This is a genomic window from Proteiniphilum sp., from assembly GCF_034927365.1.
Classification (GTDB): domain Bacteria; phylum Bacteroidota; class Bacteroidia; order Bacteroidales; family Dysgonomonadaceae; genus Proteiniphilum.
Genome location: NZ_JAYFQD010000010.1, coordinates 324320 through 344680 on the forward strand (window position 1 = coordinate 324320; position 20361 = coordinate 344680).

At 44.3% G+C, this 20361-nt stretch carries 17 protein-coding genes; 6 read left to right on the forward strand and 11 right to left on the reverse strand.

Going from position 1 to position 20361, the window contains the following annotated elements:
- Positions 1 to 93: 93 nt before the first annotated feature.
- From VB073_RS08565 to VB073_RS08580, 4 genes are all read right to left on the reverse strand, one after another.
- Complete coding sequence (locus tag VB073_RS08565; RefSeq protein WP_323403742.1) at positions 94 to 1545, reverse strand: TolC family protein; 1452 nt, start codon at positions 1543 to 1545, stop codon at positions 94 to 96.
- A gap of 7 nt (positions 1546 to 1552) precedes the next feature.
- Positions 1553 to 2164 carry a TetR/AcrR family transcriptional regulator gene (locus tag VB073_RS08570; RefSeq protein WP_323403743.1) on the reverse strand — a complete coding sequence of 204 codons (612 nt, stop codon included), beginning with the start codon at positions 2162 to 2164 and terminating at the stop codon, positions 1553 to 1555.
- 102 nt (positions 2165 to 2266) lie between these two features.
- On the reverse strand, positions 2267 to 3106 hold the full coding sequence (locus tag VB073_RS08575; protein WP_323403744.1) for a LytTR family DNA-binding domain-containing protein: 840 nt from the start codon (positions 3104 to 3106) through the stop codon (positions 2267 to 2269).
- A 14-nt stretch (positions 3107 to 3120) separates the two neighbouring features.
- Complete coding sequence (locus VB073_RS08580; protein ID WP_323403745.1) at positions 3121 to 3897, reverse strand: LiaI-LiaF-like domain-containing protein; 777 nt, start codon at positions 3895 to 3897, stop codon at positions 3121 to 3123.
- A gap of 229 nt (positions 3898 to 4126) precedes the next feature.
- On the opposite strand from VB073_RS08580, the gene VB073_RS08585 reads away from it, so the two are divergent.
- The 4 genes from VB073_RS08585 to VB073_RS08600 all read left to right on the forward strand — a co-directional run bounded on the left by VB073_RS08585 (position 4127) and on the right by VB073_RS08600 (position 9536).
- Positions 4127 to 6430: an NADP-dependent malic enzyme gene (locus VB073_RS08585; protein ID WP_323403746.1), complete on the forward strand. Its 2304-nt coding sequence runs from the start codon at positions 4127 to 4129 to the stop codon at positions 6428 to 6430.
- A gap of 110 nt (positions 6431 to 6540) precedes the next feature.
- Positions 6541 to 7896, forward strand: coding sequence for a TrpB-like pyridoxal phosphate-dependent enzyme (locus VB073_RS08590; protein ID WP_323403747.1), 1356 nt, complete (start codon positions 6541 to 6543; stop codon positions 7894 to 7896).
- Positions 7897 to 8428: 532 nt separating this feature from the next.
- On the forward strand, positions 8429 to 8977 hold the full coding sequence (locus tag VB073_RS08595; RefSeq protein ID WP_323403748.1) for a chromate transporter: 549 nt from the start codon (positions 8429 to 8431) through the stop codon (positions 8975 to 8977).
- Position 8978: 1 nt separating this feature from the next.
- Positions 8979 to 9536, forward strand: coding sequence for a chromate transporter (locus tag VB073_RS08600; RefSeq protein ID WP_323403749.1), 558 nt, complete (start codon positions 8979 to 8981; stop codon positions 9534 to 9536).
- Here VB073_RS08600 and VB073_RS08605 read toward each other — a convergent pair.
- The 5 genes from VB073_RS08605 to VB073_RS08625 all read right to left on the reverse strand — a co-directional run bounded on the left by VB073_RS08605 (position 9495) and on the right by VB073_RS08625 (position 13934).
- On the reverse strand, positions 9495 to 9785 hold the full coding sequence (locus tag VB073_RS08605; protein WP_323403750.1) for a hypothetical protein: 291 nt from the start codon (positions 9783 to 9785) through the stop codon (positions 9495 to 9497). The two genes, VB073_RS08600 and VB073_RS08605, sit on opposite strands and share 42 nt — an antisense overlap.
- An 11-nt stretch (positions 9786 to 9796) precedes the next feature.
- Entirely contained in the window at positions 9797 to 10306 is a 510-nt protein-coding gene (locus tag VB073_RS08610) for a GNAT family N-acetyltransferase (RefSeq protein WP_323403751.1), read from the reverse strand.
- A gap of 56 nt (positions 10307 to 10362) precedes the next feature.
- Complete coding sequence (topA, locus tag VB073_RS08615) at positions 10363 to 12759, reverse strand: type I DNA topoisomerase (RefSeq protein ID WP_323403752.1); 2397 nt, start codon at positions 12757 to 12759, stop codon at positions 10363 to 10365.
- 277 nt (positions 12760 to 13036) lie between these two features.
- Positions 13037 to 13636, reverse strand: a complete 600-nt coding sequence (locus VB073_RS08620) for a YigZ family protein (RefSeq protein WP_323403753.1) — start codon at positions 13634 to 13636, stop codon at positions 13037 to 13039.
- A 61-nt stretch (positions 13637 to 13697) separates the two neighbouring features.
- Positions 13698 to 13934: a DUF6496 domain-containing protein gene (locus tag VB073_RS08625; RefSeq protein ID WP_323403754.1), complete on the reverse strand. Its 237-nt coding sequence runs from the start codon at positions 13932 to 13934 to the stop codon at positions 13698 to 13700.
- Between the two features lie 297 nt (positions 13935 to 14231).
- Between VB073_RS08625 and VB073_RS08630 the strand changes: the two genes are divergently transcribed.
- Together VB073_RS08630 and VB073_RS08635 are read left to right on the forward strand one after the other, a co-directional pair.
- Positions 14232 to 14414 (forward strand): hypothetical protein, encoded by a 183-nt coding sequence (locus VB073_RS08630; protein ID WP_323403755.1) that lies wholly within the window; start codon positions 14232 to 14234, stop codon positions 14412 to 14414.
- A gap of 112 nt (positions 14415 to 14526) precedes the next feature.
- Positions 14527 to 15777 carry an ATP-binding protein gene (locus VB073_RS08635; protein WP_323403756.1) on the forward strand — a complete coding sequence of 417 codons (1251 nt, stop codon included), beginning with the start codon at positions 14527 to 14529 and terminating at the stop codon, positions 15775 to 15777.
- A gap of 128 nt (positions 15778 to 15905) precedes the next feature.
- On the opposite strand, the gene VB073_RS08640 is transcribed toward VB073_RS08635, so the two are convergent.
- Entirely contained in the window at positions 15906 to 18449 is a 2544-nt protein-coding gene (locus VB073_RS08640) for an adenosylcobalamin-dependent ribonucleoside-diphosphate reductase (protein WP_323403757.1), read from the reverse strand.
- Positions 18450 to 18849: 400 nt separating this feature from the next.
- Positions 18850 to 20106 (reverse strand): serpin family protein, encoded by a 1257-nt coding sequence (locus VB073_RS08645; RefSeq protein WP_323403758.1) that lies wholly within the window; start codon positions 20104 to 20106, stop codon positions 18850 to 18852.
- Positions 20107 to 20361: the final 255 nt, after the last annotated feature.

The following is a 20361-nucleotide window of genomic DNA, read 5'->3' on the forward strand; positions in this document are numbered from 1 at the left end:
TATCTATTAATGTATTTGTTTCTTACTTTAAATTGTTGAACTATTAAATCGTTAAACTTCAATTTTCCACTCTTCATCCTTCATTCTTAATTCTTAATTTTCTACCGGACTAATATCATACCCCAGCACCTTTTCCAGGTCGGCTTTGGCCGAAAGATAATCGTAAATAGCATTCCTATACTGCAATTCCGCACTCAGTACCGCCAATGCTGCCGCGTTGACATCTACGATGGTACCCATTCCCGTCTCATAGCGTTTTAAGGTGATCTCATGACCTTTACGGGCCTGCTCCACGGATGACTGTGTGGCCACCACCTGTTCAATATTCTTGTGAATAAGATCGTAGTTGTTTCTGATCGACAATTTAAGCCCTCTCTCCACATCCTTGCGTTGTTCATCAAGCTGCCATAGTTGGATCTGGGCCTGCTTCACATTATGATAACGTTGGCCACCACTAAAAAGAGGCACCTGAAGGGTAACCCCCAGCATGGAGTATGGATCCCAGCGATAAGTATTGAACTTGAAATTATTGTTCTGGCTCATATAAGTCCAGTTGAAAGTGGTCACCAGCGAAGGGGCATACTGCAACTTGCGCATCTCATATGCATTTTTCGCCTGTTCGGCTTGCAGGTCGAACTGTCTGATATCACTATTATTTACAAGCGATGTATCAGCTGGAATAATGGCATCAAACATACTCTTCTCATAATCATCCAATGAACCTATCACCCGCAGCGGTATCTCTCCATCGATACCCATAAGCATTTTCAACTGTAATTCAGCGATCTTCATCATATTCTCCGATTGGAGAATGCTGGGTATAAGGCTTTTCAGCCGTACATCAGCGGTGATCACATCATACTCAGCCACCACTCCCTGGTTATACCGGTTACGTATATTCTCAAGATTGATGGAGTCGGTCTCATAAGTTTTTCTGAAAACATCATGACTATCCTGTGCCAATAGGAGGCTGAAGAAAGATTTCTTTACCTGATTCACCAGATTTATACGCGATGCCCGGGCCTGTTCTACAGAAAGCTGGATGTCTACTTCACTCATCTGGATATTTTTCCAAAGAGATGGCACCACCAACGGTAGGCTTACATTCAATCCTCCTGACCAGACATTGAAACGTCCCATCTGGATCCCTTCACTGTTGTTGCTGGTCTCTTCACCGCCACCCATCAACTTACTAAGGACTCCAAGGATTTTCTGCTCCTCCGGATCCAATTGGGAGGGATCAATCCCCCCACCCATCAGACTGAAACCTTCGTCGAAATAAACGGTCTGTCTTTTGATAGCCCTCTGGTACTGACCAATCAGGTCCATTTGCGGCATAAGCGCCCCATAAGCCGATTTCTTCGCATACTGCTTCTTGGTAATCTCCATATCAGCCACCTTCACGGTAGGGTTCTCGCTCAAGGCGATCTCCAATGCACGGTTCAAATCGATCTGCAAACTGTCGGTTTGCTGTGCCTTTACCGTCGGTATACCAGCTAAGCCCGGCAGCAGCACACATAATAGTATTACACTTCGTAAATTCATTGTCTGTCTAATTTTTTATTCTTCGCTGTTTTAAATAGGCGTCTATAATTTCAATTCCTTTACCGGTCATGATTCCCCGCACAAAATTGATCATCATTGTGTAGAAAAGTTCACTAAAAGAGAAAGGTGGTTTCTCGAGATAGGAAGCGCGGATATAAGTGTAGGTACTTTCTTCAACCAGAAAGGCTGCTACATTCACATTCAAATCCTCACGGATATATCCTTCCTTAATCCCCTGTAGCAGAAAATTTCTCAGATGAATATTACTGATCTGGATATGCTTCCTAATCAGATTAGCAGCCCGTGGATAATATTTCTGGATATCTTCGAAGAACTTTACACTGCATTCGGGAACATTCTCATTCTCTTCGATAAGTTTGATAAAGACCTCCACCACATTATTACATTGTGTGTATTGAGTGTCATACACTTCTTTTCGTTTATCAGCGAAGTGAAGCAGTACTGACAACAGAATACCTTCCTTGTCTTTAAAATTCTCATAAAGAGTTCGTTTGGAAATACCCATCGAGGAGGCTATCTCATCCATCGACACATTCTTTATACCATATTGCCGGAACAGATCGCCCGCTTTTTCTATAATTCGTTCCTTTAATTCCATTTTTATATTTAAAAAAGCGGTCCAAAGGTAAAGCCGAAAACTCAAAAACACAAATCAGTTTTCTAAGTTTTAACAAACTTTACCGTTAAGAATCTGTTACGATCATAGATTCAGCACTGCCCGCAACGCTTTGTAACCGGATATACTGGCTCTGATCTTGTCGCCATTCTTAAGAGTAAGCATCTGATTCTGTTTTTCGTACATCTCAATACGCAGAATCTTTTCCACATTCACGATATAGGAACGGTGTACTCTCACAAATTGAGAAGAGGGCAACCCCGCCTCGAAGTATTTCATGGTTTCTTCTTTGAGAAACCTGTTCTGATCGGTTACTATCTGCACGTAATCTCCATCGGACTGAATATAGACAATATCAGGAACAAGAATCACATGTATTTTCTGTCCAACTTTTACCGCTATACGTTCCAGCGCTTCAGCTCCTTCAGGCCCTTTCGCTTGGCGGATCACCTTATCCGGAACAACATCTTCATCCTCGCCATGTTCATTGTTATATTCTTTTTCCCTGGCTACCATGCGGCGCAATATCACCTGCACTTGTGCCATGTAAACCAGTATCCCGATAAAGAGAGACAAGGGTAATAGTGATTGTATCTCCGCAGGCCTTGCATTACTGAAGACAAATTGTGAGGAAAGGAAAAACAACGTCATCCATACCAGCATCACTCCCAACCCTAACGCAAAGAAATTGACAAACCGCTGGATAGGATCAAGCCTCACATAATTGGAGGATGGAATGGCCACTGCCAGCAACTCTCCTATCCCGGTCCATGTCAGCGCATCGAGAGCGCTCTTGAGCAATAAAAGCGGGAAAGGAAAAGAGACAACCGGCTGTAATGCCACTGCCTGCATGAGAGCGTACAAGATGCACAACAGCAAGCTGAGCAGCCACCGGAAAGGGATATATGAAAATGAAAGTTTCATTCCGTACTATATTATCAACGGATTTCGCACCCTCCAAATATTAAGTCTCCTTTTATGATTAACTTTCGTGAATTATCGGGAGGTGAGACCAACCGCTTATCCTGCATTCCTCCCAATATCGTCTGGAATTTTGTTTCCACCAACCAGTCGCCGGGAATATGGAGTTCCACACCTCCAAAAACAGCATCTACGTCGAGATAGGTAATCCCCTCCGGAAGTTGCGTTCTTCGTAAGTCGAGTACCACCCCGCCGAACAGGGCGCTAATCTCACCACCATAGAAAACCGGATCAAGAAAAATACTCTCCGATCCTCCAAAAACAACACTTCTCTCTATACGTCCGTTCTCTCCTCCTTCTGCACTACCACTTACTCTTTCAGTTGTTTCGGCATAGCGGTAAGGATCTCTTTCCTTTTTCCGGTGCTTCGCAAATAGTACTTTTAGGATAAGTGCGACTCCAAGGAATATAAGTAGCAACGGCCAGTAGGTATAGGCAAAGTCACTATTCAATCCCTGAATACTATCCGGATATGCCGCCGCGATACGGGGAAGCAGGAAAAAAATACCCAGGATCAACCAGAAAAGAGAGACAATATAATTGCTTTTGGAGAATCCTATAATCCCGATCACAATGAAAATCATAGGCCACGAAAAAAGTACCGGTCTCAAGGCAGGATCAATCCATCCGAAGTTAAAGGAAAGAAACAACAGACCCGCTACAACCAGTAACAGTCCGAAAAGAACACTTTTCGTTCTGGTAACATGGGATGATGAAGAAGAAAAAGTTTCCATATATTCAAATTTTATTTTCGACAAAGATAGCTATTCAAAGAAGAGGCCGGAATAGAAAATCGATGAATATATTGTTTTTTCCCGACGAATGTATGAATATTTCTGTTAAAAGAGCAATCTTGGAAAATACCTTATGGATATATCAAATATAACCAAAAAATTATAATCTGTCACGATTATTTTATATTTTTGTGCGAATTTATATTCCTACCACACAATAACAATCAAAATGGCAAATAATAAATTACATGACGACGCTCTTGCTTATCATTCACAAGGGCGCCCCGGAAAGATAGAAGTCATTCCCACAAAACCCCATAGTTCGCAACGAGACCTCTCACTCGCCTACTCGCCGGGCGTGGCAGAACCCTGTCTGGAGATAGAAAAAGATCCGCAAACCGCCTACGATTATACATCAAAGGGGAATCTGGTAGCGGTGATCTCCAACGGTACCGCCGTATTGGGCCTGGGTGATATAGGAGCCATGGCTGGTAAACCGGTGATGGAAGGGAAAGGACTACTCTTCAAAATATTCGCCGGGATCGACGTGTTCGATATCGAAGTAAACGAGAAAGATCCTGAAAAATTCATTCAAGTGGTGAAAGCCATCTCGCCTACTTTCGGCGGCATCAACCTGGAAGATATCAAGGCGCCGGAATGTTTTGGGATCGAAGAGCGGCTAAAAAAAGAACTGGATATCCCCATCATGCACGACGATCAGCATGGCACGGCAATTATCTCGGCTTGTGGGTTGTTGAATGCACTCGAACTGAACGGCAAAAAAATCGAAGATATCCGTATTGTGGTGAATGGTGCCGGGGCAGCTGCCAATTCTTGCACACAATTATATATCGCTTTGGGGGCAAAATTGAAAAATATCGTGATGCTCGATTCAAAAGGTGTGATCAACACTTCTCGCACTGACCTGAACGACCGCAAGAAACCGTTTGCCACCACCCGCAATATCTCCACCCTCGAGGAGGCAATAAAAGATGCCGATATGTTCCTCGGCCTTTCGGTAGCGGACGTGCTCACTCCCGAAATGCTGCGGTCGATGAACTCCGACCCGATCGTCTTCGCACTGGCCAATCCTAATCCGGAGATTTCCTACGAACTGGCGATGACATCAAGAGACGATATTATCTTCGCCACGGGACGTTCCGACTATCCTAACCAAATTAATAATGTACTGGGATTCCCCTATATCTTCCGCGGGGCACTCGACGTGCAGGCTACCTGTATCAATGAAGAAATGAAAGTTGCCACCGTCTATGCGCTGGCAGAACTGACCAAAAAAGCGGTACCGGACGTGGTGAATGCTGCGTACAGCATCAAGAAGCTGAGCTTTGGAAGGGACTATATCATTCCCAAACCATTGGATCCGAGGTTGCTCACTACCGTCGCACCCGCAGTGGCAAAGGCAGCCATGGCCTCAGGCGTGGCCCGCAAGCCGATTACCGACTGGGAGGAATACGACCATAAGTTGCGAGACCTGATGGGATTGGACAACAAGATGATCCGCCGACTGTTCGAAATGGCACGCCAGAACCCCAAACGGGTAGTCTTCTCCGAAACCAACCACCTAAATATGCTCAAGGCTGCAGAAACAGCGTATGCCGAGGGTATCTGCAGGCCGGTTTTGCTGGGCAATGAAGAGAAGATCGCCAACGTAGCAAAGGAAAATCAGATCAATCTCGAAGGAATCGAGATTGTCAACCTGCGGCACGACCGGGAAGAGGAACGGCGGCTACGTTATGCCGAAATCCTTGCCAAAAAACGGAAACGGCAGGGTATGACTTTCGACGAGGCTTCAGAAAAAATGTTCCAGCGGAATTATTTCGGCATGATGATGGTGGAGACAGGCGATGCCGATGCGATGATCTCAGGTGTATTCAGCAAGTATGCCGATACCATCTCCATCGCCAAGGAGGTGATTGGTATCCGTGACGGGCTGAACCATATCGGTGCCATGCATATCGTCAACACGAAAAAGGGAGTACTCTTCCTTGCCGACACGTTATTCAACCGCCACCCCGACACCGAAGCGCTGATAGATATCGCCAGATTGGCCAATGCCACCGTAAAGTTTTTCGCGCATGACCCGGTGATCGCCATGATCTCCTATTCCAATTTCGGCGCCGACTCCGTGGGAAGCCCCGCCAGTGTACATAAGGTAGTGGAAACCCTCCACGAAAGATATCCGGAATTAGTGGTAGACGGTGAGATGCAGGTAAATTATGCACTCAACAGACAACTGCGCGACAAGAAATACCCGTTCTCCCGACTGCATGACAAGGATGTGAATACATTGGTATTTCCCAATCTCAGTTCGGCCAATTCGGCTTATAAACTATTAAGAGAAACGGGGACAAAAGACATCATTGGCCCTATCCAGATGGGACTGAATAAGCCGGTACATATCCTTGATGTGGAAACGTCCGTACGCGATATCGTCAATATGGTGGCAGTAGCTGTGATTGACGCAATCGTGGAAGAAAATATCCAAACCAACCATCTCACACGGATCGAATAGGTCTGGCGAAAAATAAGCAGCACTCTCAAGCATTGAATAGGCCTCAGGTTGCATCCCCCTTGCGTTTTGTGAGAAAAAAATGAAATATTGAAACTAAACAATAAATAGCAATGATGGAAAAAAGAAAGAAATTCATTCTCCCGGAAGCAGAGATTCCCACACAGTGGTACAACGTAACGGCAGAAATGAAGAACAAACCCCAGCCGATGATCAACCCGCAGACGAAAGAACCGTTGAAGGCAGAAGATCTCTATCCCCTGTTCGCCGAAGAGTTGTCGCGTCAGGAGATGAACCAGACCGATGCTTGGATCGATATCCCCGAAGAGGTAAGGGAAAAATATAAGATTTACCGTCCTACCCCGCTGGTACGTGCTACAGGATTGGAGAAGGCGCTCGACACGCCCGCCCATATTTACTTCAAAAACGAAAGTGTAAGTCCGGTCGGGTCACACAAGCTTAACTCGGCATTACCACAGGCCTATTATAATAAGATAGAAGGTACGACTAACATCACCACCGAGACCGGAGCAGGACAATGGGGTACAGCACTGGCATTCGCCACCCGGGCGTTTGACCTGGAACTGGCGGTCTATATGGTGAAAATCAGCTACGAACAGAAGCCTTATCGACGCTCACTGATGCAGACATGGGGAGCACAGGTAATCGCTTCTCCAAGTATGTCCACCAAAGCGGGAAGAAAAATTATCACCGATCATCCCAATTACCAGGGTAGCCTGGGTACAGCCATTTCCGAAGCGATTGAATTGGCCATGCAGACGCCTAACTGTAAATATGCCTTGGGAAGTGTATTAAATCATGTATCTCTTCATCAGACTATTATCGGATTAGAGGCAGAAAAACAGATGGCGATGGCAGATGAGCACCCCGACGTGGTGATCGGCTGTTTCGGTGGCGGTTCCAACTTTTCCGGCCTCAGCTTCCCGTTCCTGCGCCACAACATCGCCGGAAAGACCAATACGCGCTTTATCGCTGCAGAACCGGCATCCTGCCCCAAACTGACACGTGGTGAATTTCGTTACGACTTTGGAGACGAGACCGGTTATACACCTCTTATTCCGATGTACACACTCGGCCACAAGTTTGCACCGGCTAATATCCATGCCGGAGGACTTCGTTATCACGGTGCCGGCAGTATCGTAAGCCAGCTCTTGAAAGAGAATTTGATCGAAGCGGTCAGCATCAGGCAATTGGAGACTTTTGAAGCCGGTATCCTCTTTGCCCGTACTGAAGGTATTATTCCTGCTCCCGAATCGACACACGCCATTGCTGTGGCCATCCGCGAAGCATTACAGGCGAAAGAGGAGGGCAAGAAGAAGGTGATCCTGTTCAATCTCTCGGGACATGGGCTGGTGGATATGGCTGCCTACGACCAATATCTGGCAGGCGATCTCTCCAATCACGAGGTTTCCGACGAAGAGATCGCGAAATTCCTGGCAGAATCATAATCTCACAAATGTTCCATATGACACCTTAGAAATAAATATCTTAGTCATATGAGAATAAACGCAATGGGGAATAAGGGTAGAAAAAGGGCAAAAAATAACAAAAATAATTTGGAAGTTTCATTTTTAGCCCCTACCTTTGGATATACAAATTGAATGAGCCATTGCCGCATTGGTCGATTGGGAAACTCATCAATTACATTTTATGAACCGAGACTCGTTTATGGTATCAATGGCGGGCCGCAGCCTTCGGGATTCTGATTTATCGGGACAGCGGATTACAAAGATATCTTGACACTCAAATCCTGTCATAAGGAGTTTCGTCTTATTCCACCGATGCGGCTTTTCTATAAAGAGCAGATTAGCAAGAAGATAATATCTATTGCAATCTGCTTTTCTTTATATGATATAGGACGTAAGATTTAAGATGTAGGAATTAGGAATTGGTATATCGAATTTGGGAGTTGGGACCCAACTATTTTGGGGACTTGATCTCTTAAGAACCTTGCCACTTTCCCACTTTTTATAAAAAATAATGAAACAATATTGGGAACTTTTTCTTGTCTTTTTCAAGATCGGCGCCTTCACTTTTGGTGGTGGTTACGCCATGATTCCCATTATCCGCAATGAGGTGGTCAATAAAAGAAGGTGGCTGGAAGATGAAGAATTTGTGGATATGCTAGCCATCGCCCAGACTATGCCCGGTCCTATCGCGTTGAATACGGCATTGTTTGTGGGCAACAAGCGTTTCGGCTTCAAAGGCGGCCTTTTCTCGGGTGCCGGCGTAATTTTGCCCTCTTTTATCCTGATCCTGCTTATCGCCGTACTATTTACACAATTTAAGGATAATACGGTAGTAGTACGCATTTTTAAAGGGATCCGCCCAGCGGTGGTAGCGCTGATTGCCGCCCCCCTGTTGAGTCTGGGTAAGTCGGCCGGGGTGAATTGGAAGAATCTCTGGATTCCGGTTGTGGTGGCACTTGCAGTCTGGCAGTTGCACGTCTCCCCCATCTATATCGTGCTCGTGGCTATCCTCCTGGGAATATTCCATTTTGTCTATCTGAAAAAGAGAATCAACAAATAATATGGAACTCTTAGGTCTCTATCTTTCACTATTCATCTCCTTTTTCAAGATCGGATTATTCGGTTTTGGAGGAGGATATGCCATGCTGCCGCTTATACAGCATGAGGTGGTAGATATGCATCAATGGGTTTCTGTCAGCGACTTCACCGATATCATCGCTATCTCGCAGACTACTCCGGGAGCCATTGCTTTTAACTCGGCCACCTTTATCGGCTACACCTCCGTCATGAACCTGGGATATGCGTCGGGATTCGGTATTCTTGGTTCTGCCATCTGTACCCTTTCGATAAGTCTCCCTTCATTGATACTGATGACGCTGGTCACCGCATTTTTCCTCCGACTCAAGAAAAATCCATGGATGCAGGCTTCCCTTTCGGTACTCAAACCGGCCATTATCGGGTTGATTGCCTCAGCTGCACTGATACTGATGACACCCCATAATTTCACAGATTATAAAAGCTGGTTTATTTTCGCAGGAGTATTAGTGGCGTCTATTAAAAAAGTTGATCCGATACTGTTAATCTTCCTCTCCGGCCTGGCCGGCTTTATCTTTTATTGATTCCCGAAATATATCTGTTTCTTCTTCTGATATTGAGGGACCTTTTGACTCTCTTATATCTTCTGTTGATATCGCTGATTCCTTTGCTCCATCATCCATCTTCTGTTTGATCCGGTTCCTCTTTCCGCCCCGGATAAGCAACACCAGCAGAAACAGGAGCAATACCGCGATCACGATCAAAAACCAGATCTCGGTATAAAACGGATCACTACTGTAGTCGATATCAATATTGAGGTTTATATCTTCCATTTCAATCTCTTTCAATCTTTCTCAATCTCCTTCAATCTCTGATAAGCGAGTCGGGCTGTTCCGTTGGCAACATAGATAATCCCGCAGTAGGTGAATCCCAGTTTTTCCAGTATCCGCTGCATCACCCGGTTATCTCGATGCGTATCCACCCTGATATTGGGGCATTGTGTAAAACACCACCTGAAACAGGCTTCGGCGACTCCCTTCTCTTTTCCTGCCGATGCGATACGGTGTATCGTTCCGTAAAGCCCATTATTGAGCCATTTCCCTCCGTAGATATTCGCATAAGTGGGATCATCCCCAATAATAAAACAAAAAGTGCCAACCAATTCTCCTTTGTCATTTTCACAGATAAAACTGTGGTTTGCTTCAATCTCTTCCGTAATATACGCTGCAGAAGGATACCCGTCAACCCATTGTATAGCATTTCCGTTACTGCGCATAAAATCACGGGCAATATCGTACATCTTCATCACCTCCGGCAGGTCTTCGTGGGTGGTAGGTCGTATCCGGGTAATCATAACTGTCATTTAAATACCGTAGTTCAGATATTTACGTTCCCGTGTCTTGGTTCTCTTTACTTCTTCTTTGCTGTTGCTTTTCCTACTGCCTTCGTTTTTGTCTTGCTTGTTTTAGCTGTGGTTACTTTAGTCGTACTCTTCACTGGTGTAGGTTCTTTCCCCTTGTCGGTATCTGCAATAATCTTCTGACAATCGTCTAATGAAAGTTCTTCCGGTTTCTGTCCTTTTGGTATCTTGTAATTCGACTTTTTATAGGCGATATAAGGACCATAACGTCCGTTCAGCACTTGCAGATCAGGCTCCTGCTCAAAAGTCTTAATGATCTTCTCCCGGTCTTTCTTCTCTTTCGCTTCAATCAGTTCGACGGCTTCGTCGAGTTGTATCTCCAAAGGGTCGACACCCTTCGGCAGGGAAATAAATTTATTGTTATGACGGGCATAGGGACCAAAGCGGCCTACCCCAATCACCACATCTTTCCCCCTGAATTCACCGAGCGTACGCGGCAGTTCGAACAGTTTCAGTGTCTCTTCGAGGGTGATGGTTTCAAGGGACTGTGATTTCTGCAACGAGGCAAAAAGCGGCTTCTCCTCCTCATCCTGCGTCCCGATCTGCGCCATAGCGCCGTAACGTCCGATCTTCACCGATACCTGGCGTCCCGTCTTGGGATCTGTTCCCAACACCCGTTCACCCGCCTTGTGTTCGGTACGCATTTGTGATGTCTCCTCCACGATGGGGTGAAACAGTTTATAGAAATCGGCAATCGACCTGTTCCACTGCGCTTTACCTTCGGCGATCTTATCGAAATCCTTCTCCACCATGGCGGTGAAGTTATAGTCGACGATCGAAGGGAAATACTCCACCAGAAAATCATTTACCACCATACCGATATCAGTCGGTATTAATTTGTTCTTGTCGGCGCCGGCAATTTCTTTCTTATCGGTGTCTTTAATAATACCTTTTTTGAGTGTAAGGATATTATAGGTTCTCTCTTCTCCTTCCACATTTCCTTTTTCCACATACTCCCGGTTAATGATGGTAGAGATGGTCGGTGCGTAAGTAGAGGGGCGTCCGATACCCAGTTCTTCCATCTTCCTCACTAACGCCGCTTCGGTATATCTTGGGGGACGTTGTGTGAAACGTTCTGTGGCATTGGTTTCCAGCATGGCGAGCTGTTCACCTTTTTTCATGGGAGGCAGCATACCCTCTTCATTCTCTCCGTTTTCTTCGTCGGTACCTTCCAGATAAACCCGCAGGAAACCGTCGAATTTAATCACTTCACCGTTGGCTACGAACTTACCGTCACTGTTCGAGATAGAGATATCAGCAGTAGTGCGCTCCAATTCGGCATCGGCCATCTGCGAAGCGATGGTACGCTTCCAGATCAGTTCATAGAGCCGTTTTTCCTGGGCAGTACCATCGACCTCATGCGTACTGATATAAGTCGGTCGGATGGCTTCGTGCGCCTCCTGTGCACCTTTCGACTGGGTAGCATACTGACGGCTTTTGATATATTTCTCTCCGTATTGCCCACTGATCTCCGTCTTGGCCGTTCCGATTGCCAATGCGGACAAGTGCACCGAGTCGGTACGCATATAGGTGATCTTTCCTGACTCGTAAAGCCGCTGCGCCACCATCATGGTTTGCCCCACCGAGAAACCCAGTTTACGCGATGCCTCTTGTTGCAGGGTGGAGGTAGTGAATGGGGGTGCGGGCGACTTCTTCGCCGGACGCACATGCACATCTCCCACCGTAAAGGTCGATGTTTTGAGCTTCTCCAGTAGGGCAAGCGCTTCGGCTTTGGTCTTTAACCGCTTGTTGTATTCGGCTTTGATCTCATACTGATGGCCGTTTTCCTGCTTGGTAAAATGAGCTACGATCCTGTAAGCCGCTTCCGATTTAAAATTCTGTATCTCCCGTTCCCGCTCGACGATAAGACGTACGGCCACCGACTGCACACGTCCGGCGGACAGGGCGGGTTTTATCTTTCTCCACAACACAGGTGAAAGCTCAAACCCTACGATACGGTCGAGTACCCTTCGTGCCTGCTGTGCATCCACTAAATTCTGATCTATCTTTCGGGGATTCTGGATCGCTTGCTGAATAGCATCCCTGGTGATCTCGTGAAATACAATACGCCTGGTTGTATCCTCTTTCAGGTCCAGCGCATCATAGAGATGCCATGAAATGGCCTCTCCCTCGCGGTCCTCATCGGAAGCGAGCCAAACCGTTTCAGCTTTTTTCGCCGCCGCTTTCAGTTCGGTGACAACCTTTTTCTTATCGGAAGGAATTTCATAGATCGGCATAAAACCGTTCTCGATATCAATACTAAAATCTTTTTTCTTCAGATCACGAATATGTCCGTAGCTGGACATGACATGAAAATCCTTTCCGAGAAACCTCTCAATTGTCCTTGCTTTCGCAGGCGACTCAACGATAACCAGGTTTTTATCCATTCAAATGCTCTTTCTTTTTTTACAATACACGGAATGTTTTCTCTAAAATTAAACTATTTCTTTCCAACTTTTTCGTCTTCCCTCACACCTCTCCACAATCCAGACAAGTTTATATTTTGGGTGCAAAAGTACTAATTTTGTGCAAGGAACAACAATTTTTTCCGAAATTCCTTATTTATTAAGGTGTTTTTATGTTTAAAACAATGGTTGACTTTATATCTGCATTTGGCTCTCAGACAGGATTAAACAAGGATATTTGGAAATAATCCATTCTACCTTATAGATGGACAACTGCAACCCCGTGGATAGAAGTCAGCATGTTCGTGAGTTGCGGAGCCAATGAACGGCGTATTTCCAGGCGCATACGGCAGCTATCGCTAAAGTCCTGCGTCCATCGCACGGCATCCAATTGTTTTAACACACGCATCACCTCATTGAGCAAGGTATAGTCGAAAGCTATTTCAATGATATCATCCACCGTCTTCTCCGCGATCTCCGCGTTGGTAATGGCATCGGCCGCCGCTTCCTTATATGCTTTGATCAATCCGCCCGTTCCCAGGAGCGTACCGCCGAAATAGCGCACCACGGTAATCAGCACGTCGGTCAGTTCTGCCGAGTTGATCTGTCCCAGGATAGGCCTTCCGGCCGTCCCCGACGGCTCTCCGTCGTCGTTTGAGCGAAACTCGTGTCTCTCCCACCCCAGCATATAGGCCCAGCAGATATGGCGGGCATCATAATATTTTTTACGCTGTTCCTCCAAAATCTCCTTCACCTCATCAGCGCTCTTTACCGGAAAGATATGGGAGATAAATTTGCTCTTCTTTTCGGTGATATACCCTTCGGCAGGCCGGATCACGGTCTTGTAGGTGTCGTCCATACCGCAAAAATAGTAAAAGTGCTTGAAACGGGCATAATGCCGGCGTAGTTGTTTTAATCCTCTATGAACCTTTTTTCTTTTTCGAAGATGTTTTCTTATCGGATTGCTTCGAAGATTCTTTTTTATCGGGCGGTGGTGGAACTTTATATCCAGCCTGATCTGCTTCGGAGATTCCTATGGCAATAGCCTGGTCTCTGTCGGTTACTTTCTTGCCGGCTGAAGTTTTCAGTTTGCCCTTTTTAAATTCACGCATAACCTCGCCGATCTTCTCCTGGGCTTTTTTCGAGTACTTAGCCATATCAACTCCTTTCTTTTTATAATACACTACGATACAGATATATAAACATATCTACTCAAATAATGTTCCTTTTACAGCTTCTCCTTTATCAATAATTATACGCAAATAATCCTCTTTAACGGATATTCAAAAATATCTGTATACTAATCACATATTGAGATCCAAAACATTTGGCAATGATTTATTTATGCAGTGATTTATTTATTTATTTGGATAAAGAAAAGCGGTAATGAATAAAAATTACCTTTTGTTTGGAATTATAGAGCAAGAACAATATTTTTGTTGTCCATACTCATTATGAAAGTTATGCGCCGACTCTTCTTATTTTTCATTCTGCTCTTTTTTGTTTCAGCAGCTGCGGGGCAGGAAAACACTCCGAAACGGGGAGTAATTTCGGAACCGGATACAATTTCGGAGCTGGAAATCAATCCGGGACAGGAAATGAAAAAGGATCGTCCGAAAGTGGTTTTTTTTACCTGACGGTATCTATATTTCATTCTTTGACAGAGAACAATTTCATAGAATATTGTTTGTTATCAACAAATACTTTTATATATTTGCTATTGGAATAGTTTTTTAATAAAAGCACGATATGGATAAAAATATTCTGCGTGAAATACTTATCGACCAAAAAGAGATTTTTCTGAACCGGAAAGGGCTTATTGAACGGGAGATCCCCTTGGATTCATATTTGTCGACACAACAAGTTGTGGTGATATCGGGTGTGAGACGTTGCGGCAAATCATCATTGCTGTTTCTCATAAAAGAAAAAATGCGGCTAAATCCAGATGAGTTTTGTTATTGTAACTTCGACGATGAACGAGTTGTTGCCAGTACACAAACACTGAACGACGTATATACAATTCATCTGGAAACATATCGCAAGGAACCGGTTTTTTTCTTCGATGAAATTCAATTAGCTCCAAATTGGGAAAAATTTATAAATCGGATGTATGAGCAAGGGAAAAAAATTTATGTAACCGGCTCCAATGCACAATTATTGAGTTCAGAGATATCAACTTCTCTCACGGGAAGAAATAAAGTACTTGAATTATACCCGTTCTCTTTTTCTGAGTATTTGCGTTTTAAAAGTCGGAGTTATGATATGACTTATTTGTCTGTTAAGCAGCAGTCACTGTTGCAAAACGATTTAAATACTTTTCTGGAAACAGGAGGACTTCCTTTGGTATTAAAAGAGAATGACTTAGATATTGCACATAGCCTGTTTCAAGATATTTTGTACAAAGATATAGTAGCACGTTATAAACTCACGAACGTGGAAGAAATAAGACAAATAGGACTTTTCTTAGCTTCCAATATCGGGAAACTATTTTCATACTCAACCCTACAATCAATATCAGGAACCAAAAGTTTGAGTTCTATTAAAGATTATCTGCATTATTATGAATCAAGCTACCTCTTTGCTTACTTGCGGAAATTTGATTATTCTGTTAAGAAACAGATGGCGAACTCCCGAAAGGTATACACCATAGACAACGCGATAGCCAACAGGTTGGGATTCCGGTTTTCAGATAATATAGGTCGATTATTGGAAAACTGTATCTACTTAGAATTAAAAAGAAGAGGCTGTGAAATATTTTATTTCTCACAAAAGCACGAATGCGATTTCCTGATAAAAGAAGGAATGAACATCATGGAGGCGATACAGGTGATATATAGCCTGAATAAAGAAAATGCTCTTCGCGAAATAGCAGGATTACAAGAATCGATGGAGACATACAAGATCCCAAAAGGCACACTGATCGTATTTGAAGATCGATATAAAGAGCAACTTCCAGACAAAATATCCATGGTTTCTGCCTCTGAATGGCTCACAAATTGATACTCCAAGTGGAGTAACTATAGTATTACTGACTGTCACTAAACTTACCCGCCAAACCGGGGATTGAACCGGAATGGCGGGTAAAAAATTATGTGAGATATACTAAAACCTATCGGATAGGCATCCCACTAACACTTGGACGCACCGCAGTTGCGGCACTTGAGGCATCCTTCCTGATAAACTAATGTTTCCTGGCCGCAAACCGGACATTTTTGTCCTTTGGCTTCGGTTTCGTTGGGCAAGTATTTCTTCAGCGCCCGCTCTACACCGTTCTTCCAGGTGTTGATGGTCTCACTGTCGAGTTCCAGTCCCGATACCAGCTTGATCACCTGGTCGATAGGCATCCCGTAACGCAACACACCCGAAATCAACTTGGCATAGTTCCAGTATTCGGGATTGAACTTTCCATCCAGCCCTTCGATAGTCACCTTGTAACCACGTCTGTTCTGGAATTGGAAATCGTAATGCTTCCGGCCGTCGCTGTCGTATGCCTTGATAATCTTCCCGGAAGTGACTGTCTTTGGCAACATAATGCCATCATCCTCATCGTTAATACCGGTAAAGATCTCATACGGTCTGCCATTGTACAACCCAATGAAAGCGATCCACTTTTCCTTGTTGTTCTGGAACTTGATTACATCGGCCTCCAGTTCAACGGGACGGGAGGTAAGCACTGCCGGCAATTCATAGCAATCTTCGTCCTTTTTCTTCTCATCTTTGTCACCGTTGGAGATAAGTACACCGGATCGCGATCCGTCACGATAAACCGTACAGCCTTTACAGCCGCTCTTCCATGCTTCCATATACAAATCGCCGACCAACTCTTCCGAAACATCATTCGGCAGATTAATGGTCACACTGATGGAGTGATCCACCCATTTCTGTACCCGGCCCTGCATTCTCACCTTTTGCAACCAGTCCACATCGTTGGAGGTAGCTTTGTAATAGGGTGATTTGGCAACCAACTCATCAATCTCATGATTGGTATAGCGTTTGGTCGTGGAATAGCCGTTAGCTTCCATCCAGGTGACGAACTTATGATGAAAAACCGTATATTCTTCCCATGAATCGCCGTTCTCATCCACAAAGTCGATCTTCACATCCCTGTCGTTGGGGTTCACCTTGCGACGACGGGTATAGACCGGCAGGAAGACCGGCTCGATCCCCGACGTGGTCTGCGACATCAGACTGGTTGTCCCTGTAGGAGCGATGGTAAGCAGGGCAATATTGCGTCTACCATACTTCACCATATCTTCATATAATTGAGGATCGGCTTCTTTCAAGCGATTGACAAAGGGATTATTTTTCTCTCTTTCGATATCGAAGATCTCAAACGCACCCCGTTCTTTTGCCATCTCCACAGAGGATGCATAAGCGTTGAGTGCCACCATACGATGTACCTTTTCCGAGAAGTCGTTACCTTCATCCGTGCCATAACGGATACTCAGTGCTGCCAGCATATCCCCTTCGGCAGTGATACCCACACCGGTACGGCGTCCTTGCAGGGTCTTACGTTGGATTTTTTTCCAGAGGTTACGTTCGGAATATTTTACCTCTTCCGATTCGGGGTCAGCTTCAATCTTTTCAAGGATCAGGTCGATCTTTTCAGATTCCAGATCCACGATATCATCCATAATACGTTGCGCCAGGCGGACATGCTTGCCAAATAGTTCAAAATCGAAATAAGCATCTTCCTTGAACGGGTTTACCACATAGGAATAGAGGTTAATGGCCAGCAAGCGGCAGCTATCGTAAGGACACAACGGTATCTCACCACAGGGGTTTGTCGATACGGTCCGGAATCCCAGATCAGCATAGCAATCTGGGATCGACTCACGGATGATGGTATCCCAGAACAACACACCTGGCTCGGCTGACTGCCAGGCATTATGCACAATCTTTTTCCACAACCTATCCGCATCGATCGTCTTTTCATATTTCGGATTATCGGAGTTGATAGGAAATTTCTGCACATAAGGCTTCCCTTCGGAAGCGGCTTCCATAAACGCATCGTCCATCTTTACCGATATATTGGCGCCGGTCACTTTGCCCTGCTCCAATTTGGCATTGATAAAGTCTTCGGAATCGGGATGCTTGATGGATACGCTCAACATCAGGGCGCCACGACGTCCGTCCTGTGCCACTTCACGGGTAGAATTGGAATAGCGCTCCATAAAAGGAACCAAACCGGTGGACGTGAGTGCTGAATTCTTTACCGGCGATCCTTTCGGTCGGATATGAGAAAGGTCGTGCCCCACCCCTCCACGGCGTTTCATCAGTTGTACCTGCTCCTCATCGATACGGATAATTGCGCCATACGAATCGGCGTCACCATCCATCCCGATCACAAAGCAGTTCGACAATGATGCCACCTGGTGGTCATTCCCAATGCCAGTCATCGGACTTCCCTGGGGAATAATATACCGGAACCGGTCAAACAGATCAAACAACTCCTTTTCACTCAACGGATTGGCATACTTCTTCTCAATCCGTGCCACCTCCTTGGCCAGTCGCCAATGCATATCTTCGGGCGTCTGTTCATAGATATAACCCTGACTATCTTTAAGGGCATACTTACTTACCCACACCTTGGCAGCCAGTTCATCGCCCTGAAAATAGCCTAACGAGGCTTTATAGGCTTCGTCGAAAGTATATGTCTTCTTTTTCTTCATCAGGAAAAAATTATATAATAAATAAAAGTTTCTATAATGCTCACTTATTTTCCAAATCGCCCTCCCATTTTTTTCAAAGCAAAATTTTGGTTTTGCAAGTTTAGGGAAAGTTTCCAAGAATGCAAAATATTTACCATTTTTTTTATCAACAAATTTCAAAAGTTTTCCATAAAAAACAACAGCAAGCTGATAATAAATATATTAACTTTTCAATAAAGACAAAAAGTTTTCCATTTTGCACAACAATACTGAAATTCAAACAAATAAATAAGTTAAGATAAAAAGATAAAGTATAGAAGAAATGTAAATAAAAAAATCACCCAGCAGGCAAAACCCGCTGAGTGATAACCATCCTGGAGACTTAGCAAATAAACCTAATAATAAAATAGTGCTATAAAATCTATTCGTCAAAATTTTTCACAACCCCCATAAATAGAATAGCTCCGGTAGAATTTTCCTGAATAAGATAAAGGAAAGGATGGTCGGCATTAAATATCATCTTATCGGGATGTGCGGTCACCTCTATGCCTATCGTCGTTACAGCGGCTGCTTCGGTACCCGCTTCATCGGTACTGATATAACTATCCTGTTTTACGAAACTGATTTCTGCTGAAATATCACTCATTCGTGAAAAATCGGCACTACCTGTAAAAGCGATCCCCATCCCCATATTTGTGAGTATTTCATTCAGTACTTTACTGTATTCAGTTTTGAATTTAGGAAGTGAGAGTTCGACCTCTGTATCACGTAATAGGGAACTCAATCTTTCCCAATAGCCCTCCTGCCGGAGCAACAATACAACATCTTTTAGCTTTTTCCCATCTGTAGGCAATAACACCATCATACTGAAAGCCTGGTTCCCGTAGGGAAGTTGCACCAGTTTCAGATTTTCGTCTTCCGTATAATTGAATTTCGCCGTCTGATGCATCATCGCCACATTTTTACGTGTGCCGTTCTCATAAGTAAACGGTTTATCGACAGTATTTTTCTTTTTAAACTCGGAAGTCCAGATACCTTTGAAGTAGATCGCATTGAGCAGATACATCAGGTCATCAGGTGATGTCATATCTATCACACTTTTTATCAAACCTTTGGTATTATCAGATGCCCATTGATTGATAACATTCACCGTTTCGGATTTGCCAAAATCTACCGCCTTCACGCTTGCATTATAAAATGACTGGTTGGTATGGATGAAATCCGGTTTGAAGGTGACAAACTGATTGGTAAAGATGGCATTGGCAATCGACAATTTAGAAGAAGGATCAGTCTTCAACAAAGCCTCTTTCAGCTTTTTATAATAACCGTTGAGTTCATCATCAGAAAAACCATCCATCTTCAGCGTTTTCTGTATCGCCTCTTTTGTTTCACCGGCCGTCCCGTTCCAGGTCATTGCCAGCGCCATACTCAAGCTCAGCGGCGACACCATAAAGTTTTTATCTTTATCGAGAGATTCTTCCACAAACAATTGTTCAAAAAATTCAAATGCGAAAGATTGGTCTGCACGTACCATCTCCTTTTCGTCAGAACGTAACTCTATCTGGATAGGATCCGGAAAATCCCCGGACTCTATATCACTGCCGCTTTTATCACATGACACTGCCATAAACAGGCTTACTACGATTATCAGGAGTAGTGAGTTGATCTTCGATAACATAAGGATTATATTTAAGTGAACATTGATTGTTTTATATTAATATGATGTTTTTCAAAGAGGATTTGTTGCAAGGAAATATTTAAAAAAAGTTATATAAGGTGGATAGGTGGATGGGGGTGATTGGACGTTTTCCCTATCATTTTCCTGATGGTAACTGCAAATAACAAAATTAATGCGTATTTTTGCCTGCTGATTCAGCAAGTTGTATACTGATGGATCAGATTATTATGTATCACCTTTAAATATTTGTCTGTC